General features: G+C 44.5%; 9 protein-coding genes. 3 read left to right on the top strand and 6 right to left on the bottom strand.

What is annotated here, in order from left to right; all coding sequences use genetic code 11:
• Positions 1-332: 332 nt before the first annotated feature.
• The gene (gene kdsB / locus ACXLDX_RS06885; protein ID WP_457576454.1) at positions 333-1,097 is read right to left on the bottom strand and encodes a 3-deoxy-manno-octulosonate cytidylyltransferase; all 765 of its coding nucleotides are present in this window, start codon (positions 1,095-1,097) and stop codon (positions 333-335) included.
• A gap of 576 nt (positions 1,098-1,673) precedes the next feature.
• Between kdsB and ACXLDX_RS06880 the strand changes: the two genes are divergently transcribed.
• The gene (locus ACXLDX_RS06880; protein ID WP_457576453.1) at positions 1,674-2,462 is read left to right on the top strand and encodes a class I SAM-dependent methyltransferase; all 789 of its coding nucleotides are present in this window, start codon (positions 1,674-1,676) and stop codon (positions 2,460-2,462) included.
• Between the two features lie 61 nt (positions 2,463-2,523).
• Here ACXLDX_RS06880 and ACXLDX_RS06875 read toward each other — a convergent pair whose 3' ends face one another.
• The 3 genes from ACXLDX_RS06875 to ACXLDX_RS06865 form a co-directional block, all read right to left on the bottom strand.
• Positions 2,524-2,988 carry a 23S rRNA (pseudouridine(1915)-N(3))-methyltransferase RlmH gene (locus ACXLDX_RS06875; RefSeq protein ID WP_457576452.1) on the bottom strand — a complete coding sequence of 155 codons (465 nt, stop codon included), beginning with the start codon at positions 2,986-2,988 and terminating at the stop codon, positions 2,524-2,526.
• Positions 2,989-3,171: 183 nt separating this feature from the next.
• Positions 3,172-3,576 (bottom strand): YkgJ family cysteine cluster protein, encoded by a 405-nt coding sequence (locus ACXLDX_RS06870; protein ID WP_457576451.1) that lies wholly within the window; start codon positions 3,574-3,576, stop codon positions 3,172-3,174.
• 299 nt (positions 3,577-3,875) lie between these two features.
• Complete coding sequence (locus tag ACXLDX_RS06865) at positions 3,876-4,448, bottom strand: YqgE/AlgH family protein (RefSeq protein WP_457576450.1); 573 nt, start codon at positions 4,446-4,448, stop codon at positions 3,876-3,878.
• A gap of 194 nt (positions 4,449-4,642) precedes the next feature.
• Between ACXLDX_RS06865 and glgB the strand changes: the two genes are divergently transcribed.
• A complete protein-coding gene (glgB, locus tag ACXLDX_RS06860; protein ID WP_457576449.1) occupies positions 4,643-6,844 on the top strand; it encodes a 1,4-alpha-glucan branching protein GlgB in 2,202 nt (733 codons plus the stop codon).
• 181 nt (positions 6,845-7,025) lie between these two features.
• Positions 7,026-7,208, top strand: coding sequence for a hypothetical protein (locus ACXLDX_RS06855; protein WP_457576448.1), 183 nt, complete (start codon positions 7,026-7,028; stop codon positions 7,206-7,208).
• A 119-nt stretch (positions 7,209-7,327) separates the two neighbouring features.
• On the opposite strand, the gene ACXLDX_RS06850 is transcribed toward ACXLDX_RS06855, so the two are convergent.
• Together ACXLDX_RS06850 and ACXLDX_RS06845 are read right to left on the bottom strand one after the other, a co-directional pair.
• A complete protein-coding gene (locus ACXLDX_RS06850) occupies positions 7,328-9,655 on the bottom strand; it encodes a glycosyltransferase family 4 protein (protein ID WP_457576447.1) in 2,328 nt (775 codons plus the stop codon).
• Positions 9,631-10,599, bottom strand: coding sequence for a mitochondrial fission ELM1 family protein (locus ACXLDX_RS06845; RefSeq protein WP_457576446.1), 969 nt, complete (start codon positions 10,597-10,599; stop codon positions 9,631-9,633). Before ACXLDX_RS06845 ends, ACXLDX_RS06850 begins: the two co-directional genes overlap by 25 nt.
• Positions 10,600-11,061 lie beyond the last annotated feature (462 nt).

Below are 11,061 nucleotides of genomic sequence, written 5' to 3'. Positions count from 1 at the left end.
TCACCGGGGTAACAATTATATGATTTTATTACCTCTGAACTGTAATTGCTCACAGGTGGCGCAGATTTTTGCAGGCTCTTCTTCGCTTTTACCTACCTATGCGGACAAAAGAGACCGTGAAAAGCTGGGGTACCTGTGAGTAATTACCTTTATTTTTATTTTAATACGTACAAAACTCAGCCTGCAACCTGTGAACATGAGGATGTGGCCGTTTTATCAGACTGAGTTTCATGGGTGATCAGGAAAGATAGAACTCACTATAATCAAAGCGTGCAAAAGAAACAGGTTGCACCACCATTGAACGCTCACGTATTCAGCTGTAAATCACACAATCATCTGTTTTCTTCCCGCAAACGTTGCTCCACCCTCGCCAGATCTTCAGGTGTATCAACTTCTATGGAATCGTGCTCAGTTATGGTGACTTTTATCCTGTACCCATATTCCAGAGCCCGTAACTGCTCCAGTTTTTCATGACGCTCCCATTCCCCTTCCGGCAACGCCACAAAGGACAACAGGAATCCCTTACGATAAGCATAAAACCCGAGATGTTTATAATATGTCGGTTTTCCTTCCTTGTCAGGATTTCTCTGAAAAGGAATGGGAGACCTGGAAAAATAGAGCGCATGATTATCCCTGTCAAAGACTGTCTTGACATGATTTGGGTCTTCAATTTCTTCTGGTCTTATAATTTTATAAATCAATGTTGACATGGGCAGAGCCGGGTCCTCGAGCAATGGTCCTGCCACCTGTTCTATAACTTCTGGTGCAAAAAGAGGTTGATCTCCCTGGATGTTCACCACAACATCGTGCTCTGATATTTCCAGCAGTTCAGCCGCTTCAGCGAGCCTGTCCGAACCGGAGACATGATCATTACGGGTCATGACTACATCTCCTCCAAACCCTGCAACACAGTCGGCTATCCTTGTATCATCCGTTGCCACAACAACTCTGCTCAACAACGATACAGCCTTTGCCCGTTCAACCACATGCTGAATCATAGGTTTGCCGGCTATAAGGGCAAGCGGTTTTCCCTTAAATCTGTTGGATCTGTATCTCGCAGGAATTATAGCTATAACTTCAGGTTTTGTCTGTACCATGGTAAAGTATCAATAAAAAGGTGATTACTCTCAGGCACCCCAGCTTTTCACGATCTCTTTCAACAATACAGACAGACTAATATGAAAAAATTGTGAAAATTTGCGGTTCCTGTGAGCAATTACAGTTCAGAGCAGATAACAATATAGAATTATCAGCCCTGTGAACAGTTACATAAATTGTTTATCTGAAAATTCCCGGCTGAGGGTTATCTTGCCGCAGTCTGGATTTTCATTGGCTTTTTGCACCCACTGAGCATAAATGGCCGAACCATAGAATCCGGTCATGCTTTTATCATTGTTGTTAACTTAAAACTAAACCTGATTACGTACAAAACTCAGCCTGATACTTGTGAACCTGGGGATATGGCTGTTTTATCAGGCGTATTTCAAAAATCACATTGTTCTGGTTAAAAATGATCTGGACTGACATTTTTCATTTGAATTCCTTATCAGTTGAGATTGCCAGTGATTTTTGACCGTAGGCTAGCCTGATAAAACAGCCACATCCCCAAACCAGCTGAATTTCATGGATAATCAGAAAACAAAATGTATCAATCTTCAACAAGCAGAACCATTGTGAATAATTTTTTCCCAATATATGTTTCATCTACAATAAATTCTCCAACAATTCTACAAAAAGCAAAGGATCTGTCCCTTAATCTTGGTATTCCTTTCCTTCCCTCTGCCAGCCTACCACACCAGGGCATTGTTTTAGCATACACTGAAATAGGTTTACAACTTCTTTCCCGTAAAAAGTCAGGAAAAGTCCAGACTCTACTCCATATCGATTTTATCGGAGGGAAAAACGGATACCGGCATAGGAAAAATCTGACAATCAAGCAGTCTCTGGCAAGGGCCGCAGGAATCAGGCCAGGTGTACGCCCTTTCGTTCTTGACGCAACGGCAGGTCTTGGAAGTGACAGCTTTGTTCTCGCCTGCCTGGGCTGTACCGTACATATGCTTGAAAGATCACCTGTTCTTCACGCACTTCTTGAAGACGGCCTGAATCGTGCCGCACAACATCCCAAAACAGAACATATTATTCGGAAACGGATGCACCTATTTCATGAAGATACAGTCTCGTACCTGCAGAAAACAACAGCCGTCTATGACACAATTTATCTTGATCCGATGTATCCACACCGCACCGGCACAGCACTGAACAGGCAATCCATGCGGATAATACGCGATCTGGTTGGCAACGATGAGGACAGCAGTTCTCTGCTGGAGACTGCACGCACAAAAGCAAAAAAAAGAGTTTCTGTAAAAAGACCAAAAGGTGCCGAACATCTGGCACAGCGTAGCCCGTCATTCATGATTAAAACAAAAAACAGCAGATACGATATTTACCTGATGTCGTCCTGAACTGTAGCCTGCTCATCAGGTTATAACTTTTTTCAAAATGCAGAATTTAGCATAAAAGATATCATTTATGGTATCTTTCCCCGGCTTTTATCGTATATGCTCTATACAACTGTTCCATAAGAAAGAGTCTGATCATATCATGGGGAAACGTCATTTTTGAAAAGGATAGAACCAGATCAGCCGCATCAATGATATTATCCGAGAGCCCGTCAGGTCCACCAATAAGATAGGCGACCTGTTTCACCCCACGCATTTCCAGATCCATTATCTTTTTGGCAAAGCCAGTGGAGGTGAACTGGGTACCCCGGGAATCGAGAACAATTTTATAAGCTCCGGCGGACACAGCCTGAAGGAGAATCTTTCCCTCATTTATTTTCCGATTCCCTCCAGATTTCCGCCCCTTTTTTTCTTTTAGAATTTCAATGGATAAAGAGGTATAGTGCCGCAACCGCTGGTGATATTTTTCAATGCCCTGTTCAAGAAAGATCTCTCCGGTCTTCCCAAGAAAAATCAGTTTATGATTCATATACTCTCATCCGTACAGTGAATAAATCAGCACTGTACTAGTGTCCCGTCAACACTGCTCTGACGTATCTTGCTTCTCCTTTTTCGCGCCATCCCGCCTGTGGCTTATGTTACATAGCTCTACTATGCGCTCAAAGCCACAGACAGAATGGCACAAAAAATTACAGCGCAATATTACGTCATTTCATCGTTGACGTGACACTAGTCCATTTTTGATCAACTCCCTGAAAATCTCACAGAATTCGTCATATCCCTTTTCTTTTTTAATCCCCGGACAGGATTCTGAAATTGTCATGAAGTTGGCTTCATCATCAAGGATTGAAGGGTGCAGGGGCCACTGCCCGCATCGCCATGGACGTCCTTCATGGACAGTACAACCTTCATCATAAAAAATACAATGTCCGTCAACTGTCTTCATCTGGACACAGTTTTCCGTAACACGCCAGAATTTTCTTTTCACCTCTTCTTCTTCCGTTAAGAGAAAAGCTACCATTCTTTTCCTGTCTTCAACATCGAGGGAGACCGTTGTTTCTCCGTGACAACAAAATCCGCACCTGGTGCAGACAAAAATATCCGATACGTCAGCCACAACATTCTCCTTCCTGAATTCGATCTGATTTCGTAATGTTTTTCCCGGTAAGAATCTGGAGCACAATCATATATTTCACATTCAAGTCTGTTTGAAAAAATGCACACCTCTATTTATGGCGTTCGTTCCCGAGTTCAGATCTCTGTACGTCAGCACCATTGAACCTCACATATACGGCAGCAGGCATGGACTCATAAATCTGCCAATTTGCAGGATCTGGTCATAGAGCCTTTGCCCCAGCGACCGTAAATCCTCGCAGGGGCAAAAAACAGGAACAAACCCCAACGCCGGTTCAATCGTCAGGCATAGCCTATGACATCGTCAAAGGTTGTGATATCAATACCAAACTGCATGGCCGCCGCTTTCCACTTCATGTTATCTTCAAGAGAAAAAATTATGGAATCATCGCCCGGAACATTCAGCCAGCCGTTGGCGACAAGCTCATTCTCCAACTGACCGGGCCCCCATCCGGTATATCCAAGAATAAAGAGGTAATTGTCAGGTCCCCGACCGCGGGATATATCTTCGAGGACCCTGGTCTCCCGGGTCAAGGAAACCGTATCGCTGATTTCAAGTTTATGCTCGGTTTCGTAATTTGATGAATAAAGAATAAAAGCCGATTCCATCTCAACCGGTCCCCCAATGTATACGGGTGGCAATTTTCTATCGGGAATATCCATCCCGGCCCCCTGCAGAATCTCCGGAAGAGTAAACAGCGGATGTGGTTGATTTACAGCAACTCCCATTGCGCCTTCACTGTTATGGGCACAAATATATATCACATGTTCTTCAAAGCGGGGATCCGGCATCTGCGGCGTGGATATAAGAAAACTCCCCGTAAGAGAATCACCCTGGATTGAACTTTTTTTCATTTTAAATCCAACATGTTATTCAGATATTTGCTTTATAATTCTTTTCACTTTATAGTTTAGCAGACTGCAAGTATAATCGTCAAGGATCTCATTCCCACTGCTCCGGCAAAAGCTCATGTGTCCATGTCTGTATCTCACCTGGACAAACGTGTCTTTCCGGTCCCGACAATTCCACATGGAATAAAGATAATCATATGTCCGCTGATTTAAAGAAAATTCTTGAATGCTGCCACCATGACCCTTTTTCCTATCTTGGCGTCCATTTTTCCCAACCGACCGTGGATCATGTGACCATCAGAACATTCCAGCCTCACGCCTCCAGAGTAAACTTTCTGCTCCAGAATGATGTGTTTTCAATGGAAAAAACTGATTCCGAGGGTATTTTTGAACTGGTTCTTGTTAAAAAACAGCTTTCCGATCCGGACCTCTCACCGTTCAATTACCAATATGAGATTCAATACAAAAGTGGTATCTCACGGCGAATAAATGATCCTTACAGGTTCCCCGTTCTGCTGGGAGAAATGGATCGCTATCTTTTTAATGCCGGCAGAAATTATAAACTCTACCAACATTTTGGATGCCACCCCCGTACTGTTGAACATGTTTCCGGCTGCCTTTTCAGAGTCTGGGCACCGAACAGTATTGCCGTTTCCGTCATTGGAGATTTCAACGGCTGGGACGGTCGTGTCCATCAAATGAGATCCCTTGGTATCTCCGGAATCTGGGAGCTGTTCATCCCCAATCTCCAGGAAAATGAACGATACAGATACCATATCAGAACAGGTTCAGGTGCAGTTCTGGAAAAATCCGATCCCTTTCAATTTTACGGTGAACTTCGACCATCAAATGCATCCATCACAAAGAAGCTTGATTCCTATCAATGGAATGATCAGAACTGGCAGCAGCGGCAAAAAACATCTTCTCCCTATACTTCCCCCATCTCCATCTACGAACTGCACCCAGGCTCATGGAGACGGGATCCAGATAATCCTGAACGTTTTCTCACTTTCAGAGAGCTGGCAACCGAATTGATCCCCTATATGATTAAACTTGGTTTCACCCATGTTGAGCTTATGCCGGTCATGGAACATCCCCTTGATGAATCATGGGGCTATCAGGTAACCGGGCCGTTCAGTATAACATCACGATACGGAACCCCCGAAGAATTCATGTTTTTTGTGGATTCGTGTCATCAAAACAATATTGGCGTCATTCTGGACTGGGTTCCTGCCCATTTCCCCAAGGATCCCCACAGCCTGGGAAGATTCGACGGCACCCCGCTGTATGAGCATGAAGATGAAAGAAAGGGAAGTCATCCAGACTGGGGTACATTTATTTACAATTATGGCCGCAACGAAGTCAGCAATTATCTCATTGCAAACGCACTGTTCTGGCTCGATGTCTACCATATTGACGGCTTGCGGGTTGATGCCGTTGCTTCAATGCTCTACCTTGACTACTCTAGAAAGGATGGAGAGTGGATCCCCAATCAATACGGCGGACGGGAAAACCTCGAAGCAATAGAATTTATACGACACCTGAATTCCATCCTCTATGAATTCTATCCCGATTTGCTTCTGATAGCAGAGGAATCCACCAGCTTTCCCGGTGTCTCAAGGCCCGCAGACAAGGGGGGACTCGGCTTTGGATTCAAATGGAATATGGGGTGGATGAACGACACCTTATCCTATTTCTCAAAAGACCCGCTCTACAGAAAATTCCATCATAATGAACTTACCTTTTCAATGATGTACGCCTATTCAGAGAATTTTATTCTCCCGCTCTCCCATGACGAAGTTGTCCATGGCAAGCGCTCTCTCCTTGAAAAAATGCCGGGAGATGAATGGCAGCAATTTGCAAATCTGCGTCTGCTTTTCTTTACCCAATGGATGCATCCAGGCAAAAAACTGCTCTTTATGGGGGGGGAATTCGGCCAGCGAACTGAATGGAACTGTAAACAGAGCCTTGACTGGCACCTGATCCAGGAAAATATCCTTCATGGTCAGTTACAGCATTTCATAACAGCACTGAATCACATTTACAAAACGACTCCTGCTCTCTGGGAAAGAGACTACACTGGTGAGGGCTTCCAGTGGCTCAACCAAGATGATACGGATAATTCAATACTTGTTTATGGAAGATTCGGAAATAACAGGAAGGAACATATCATCTGTGTTTTCAACTATACTCCCCAGACTTTTTGTCATTACAATATCAGAACCCCCTGCCCAGGTAACTACAGGGTAGTTTTCTGCACAGATGGCGAAAAATTTGGAGGATCTGGTTTCCTCAAAAGCGAAAATTTTCAATCAAGGGAAACAAAAAACCAGGGTGAATACCAGGCAGAAATAGAACTGCCCCCTCTTGGAGGCATGATTTTGCAACATATTCCATAATTACAAAACGATTGGGAACCTTGAACAATTAGAATTTTCGTTCGAGACCAAGGAACAGAAAAACGAAAAAAGCGCAGCATAATAGTCATATGTGAGCATTTTTGATTTTCCAGTAGTCCAGAAATCGGTCGAAAAGGAAATTTACAAAGGGCCCGTTACGAATTCATTGAAAGGTGACCATATGAGCAACTATTCGATTCATCCCCCGGGTGACAAAATAAAAACGGCAATCAAAGAATTTTCTGAAAAAGTTCAAGAATTTCCCGATAAAAAACGCCGGGAAATCCTCCATGAAGTTGAACTCAAATACGACCTTTCTCCCCAGGAGTGTGAATTCCTCAACAACCATTTTCTGAAAGAATAGTTCTACCGACTGTTTATTCACCCTGCTGCCTTTTTCTCTGAATTCATATGGTCGTTCAGTGAAGAAACAGCCTGATTATCCGGACGCGTTGATTACAGAATTGCCTGTGGTGAACTCTCTCAACCAACCGTCATGGATTCAGATTTAATACCCGTCCTGTTGCCGGTAGCAACCATCAGTTCATAGTAAAAGGCTTCTGTCTCCTCGCACATCGCCTGGGCGGTAAACCGCTTTGTAACCCGTTTTTTCCCCTTCTCACCCATCATGTTCAGTGCTTCCCTGTCCATTGCCAGAGCTTTATCAATGGCCCTACCAAGGTCTTTTGCATCCGAGGGCTTGACCAGCCAGCCATTTTCACCATGTACCACTGTCTCCAGACTGCCGCCATGGGCCGTGGCAATTACCGGTTTCCCCATGGCCATGGCTTCAACAGTCGTTCTGCCGAACGCTTCAGGCTCAAGAGAGGATGTTGAAAGAACAATGTCGGCCAGCATGAAAGCCGCCGGCATATCGCTGCAGTGACCGACCAGGGATGCTTTTTGCTGCAGATTATTTTCAGACAGCAGTTTGTTGAGTTCCTCCGTGTATCCGGGATTACCTAGTGTATCTCCCACAAGGACGGCCTGATAATCCATGTTTTTCACATACCGCAGACTGTTGAGAAACACTTCCTGCCCCTTGAGCCTTGTCAGCCTTCCAGGCAGCATTAATATCTTTTTGTTTCGATCCAACCGCCATTTTTCCTCGAGTACCGCCACCCTTGAACCGGAGACCCTGCGAGGATCAAAGTACTTGGAATCCACCCCCCTGAAAATAAGACGAACCCTCTTTTTTCTGCCATAATTGTTGTAAATATGGTCTTTGATGCTCCTTGAAATGGCAATAACCCCCTCACCTTTAGTCATGATGGCACTATAAGCATTGACCGAATAAAACCCGTGAAAGGTAGTTACCAGGACCGGCCGTTTACCTTTGGGAATGCTTTTCCATGCCAGGTAGCCGATCCAGGCAGGCATTCTAGACCGGAGATGAAGCACATCCACTTTTTTTTCCATCAACAATCTTCGTAATGGAAGGATATGCAAAAGAGCTGAAGGTGTTTTTGAACCAATTTTTTTTGTAATATGTTCACTCCCGTCTTTCTCAAGTTCTTCAACCAGCCTGCCCCCGGCAGAAAGCACAATCGAGCGATGTCCCTTCTGGACAAGATAGCGGCCCATCTCCAGAGTTCCCCGCTCAACTCCACCGCTATCCAGTTCCGGCAGTAACTGCATGACTGTTAATCGGGATAAATTTTCTTCCGTAATCTTATCTTGGTAGAGGTGACGATAGAGATTTACGGTTTTTTCGCACATACTGTCCGCAGTGAAATGGTTGTTTACCCACTGCAGACCATTCTGTCCCAGCTGTCCGGCCCTGCCGGGATCTGAAATAGCTTCTTTAATGGCAACAGCCATTTTCCTTGAATCCAAAGGTGGAACAAGCCAGCCCGTTTTACCCGGAAGAACTGTTTCAAGACTTCCACCATGGGCCGTAGCTATTACCGGTTTTCCCATGGCCATGGCCTCAATCGCCACTTTACCGAAAGCTTCAGGTTGTGTTGAGCTTGCAGAAACAACGACATCGGCCAGCAACAGAGCTGCTGGCATATCTGAACAGTGACCAACGAGTTTTACCTGTTCCTCCAGGCCATGGGCCTGGATTTTATCCCGAAGCTTTTTGGTAAACGATGAATTTTCATTTGTATCACCAATGCACAGAGCATAAAAATCATGATCTTTTATATGAGCGAGAGAATCGATAAAAACCTCCTGCCCCTTCCATTGTGTCAACCTGCCCGGCAGTACCACCACAGCCTTGTTTTTATCTGAAAGGCCCCATCTCTGCCGAAGATCATCAACTCTTTCCCGGGTAACATGATCGGGTGAAAATTCCTGGACATCAAAGCCTCCATGTATCAGGTTTATTCGCTTTTCATCTACCGGGTAATTTTCCAGAATATGCTTTTTAATTGTTTCCGAAACCGCAACAACCCGCTCTCCTTTTGTCATAATACAGGAGTAGGAATTAACAGAATAAAAACCGTGAAACGTGGTGATCAGACAGGGGCGCTGTTTTTCTGGAAGGAGTTTCCATGCCAGATATCCTACCCAGGCAGGCAACCGCGAACGCAGGTGAAGAATATCAACATTTTCTTCAAGGAGAAATTTTCTCAGTTTTAGAACATATTGGAGACAACGTATGGATTTTTCACCGATATAGGGCCAGTGCACATGAATGCCACCACTTTCCTTCAACAGGGGGACAAGCCGTCCACCATCTGAAATAACAATTGATCTGTAACCGTTCTTGGCCAGGTATACAGCGAGATCAATGGTCTCTCCCTCCACACCACCTTCGTCCAGTTCCGGTAACAATTGTACTATCGTAAGTTTCTTGGCCACCATCTCTGTAAAATTATATCAGCACATCTTTGTGCTTCGTTGAATTTTTCGTGAACAGACCATTCCTCTTTTTTGCCGGCCCAGCCCTCAAATGAAAGAACAAAACCTTTATCTTCGAGAAATGCTATACTCTTTTTAAATTTGTTGTTCTTTTTTTTCCACTGTACCGGAAGAACACCAACTTTACATCCGGCGGTGAGTGCTTCGTGAATCATGGATACCGAATCTGCAGTAACCCAGGCAATCGAAGCCAGATCATATTGCCGTTCTATCCAACCCTGTGGTGTATCTTCAAACCTGAAAAATGAAAGGCATGAATGAACGGCTGCGAGATTTTCAACCATTTTCACCGTATCAACAGGTGTTCTTGGCGATGATGAAATAACCCACTTCATCGAATTTTCTTTTTCAAGAATCTTTTCCAGACAGGTTATAATTTCAGTACAATCCCACTTGTGGCTCTTTTCATCAATACCACCAAGCAGAATCAGACCGTGTCTGGAATTGTGTTTCCCCCTGTCTACAGAACAGTTGGGTGGTCCAAGGGTTGTCACAATATTTCCTCCGTCCTTCAGTCCGTCATGGGCCGGAACAAAACAGAGATCAAAACATTTTCTGTAGATCAGATCTGGAGCCATACAGGTAATTGCCGGCACCTTATATCGCCTTTTAAAGAGAAGTACGTGCGGGTGCGTTCCACTTCCTGTTCCCATGACCAGAGCCGGCTTTAAAATGGTATCGCCGATAAAACCGGTTCCTGAAAAAAATATCCTGTACAGGGCTGGAATTGTCCCGGGAACCGACAATCGGGGTACAGGAATCTCAGTAACCTGTACATTTGCTTTTTCCCGAAGGGCTCGAAGTATTCCCCTGCTCTGCTTTTCATGTCCCGGTCGGCCATCAAGAAAGCAGACCACATGTATCTGGACTTCACCGCTGGGGTTCATAGAATTTCATTTAAAAAACAACTTTTGCAGGAAAACATTGCAGGTCACCTCATGGCAGGGATCAACCATCTGTTTATCTTAAAATCCATCCTGGAGAGGTAATAAAATCACAGAGTTGCTACCCCTGAGACCAATTACCTGGACAGGCACTAACTAGTGTCCCGTCAACACTGCTCTGACGTATCTTGCTTGTCCTTTTTCGCGCCATCCAGCCTGCGGCTTATGTTACATAGCTCAACTATGCGCTCAAAGCCGCAGACAGAATGGCACAAAAAATTCTGATTACGTATGACACTCAGCCTGTTATTTGGGAATCTGGGGATGTGCCTGTTTTTTCAGGCGTATTTCAAAAATCACATTAGACTGATTATAAAATGATCTGGATTGACACTTTTTCATTTGAATTCCTTATCATTTGAGATTTCCAGTGATTTTTGACCGCAGGCTAGCCTGATAAAACAG

It is taken from the genome of Desulfomarina sp. (assembly GCF_054039375.1).
This window is presented reverse-complemented; position numbering and strand designations above follow the sequence as displayed.

Coding starts and splice junctions, on each gene's coding strand:
- ACXLDX_RS06875 (WP_457576452.1), bottom strand. CDS start 2,988: ATGAATCATAAACTGATTTTTCTTGGGAAGACCGGAGAGATCTTTCTT.
- ACXLDX_RS06855 (WP_457576448.1), top strand. CDS start 7,026: ATGAGCAACTATTCGATTCATCCCCCGGGTGACAAAATAAAAACGGCA.
- ACXLDX_RS06845 (WP_457576446.1), bottom strand. CDS start 10,599: ATGAACCCCAGCGGTGAAGTCCAGATACATGTGGTCTGCTTTCTTGAT.
- ACXLDX_RS06865 (WP_457576450.1), bottom strand. CDS start 4,448: ATGAAAAAAAGTTCAATCCAGGGTGATTCTCTTACGGGGAGTTTTCTT.
- ACXLDX_RS06850 (WP_457576447.1), bottom strand. CDS start 9,655: ATGGTGGCCAAGAAACTTACGATAGTACAATTGTTACCGGAACTGGAC.
- kdsB (WP_457576454.1), bottom strand. CDS start 1,097: ATGGTACAGACAAAACCTGAAGTTATAGCTATAATTCCTGCGAGATAC.
- glgB (WP_457576449.1), top strand. CDS start 4,643: ATGTCCGCTGATTTAAAGAAAATTCTTGAATGCTGCCACCATGACCCT.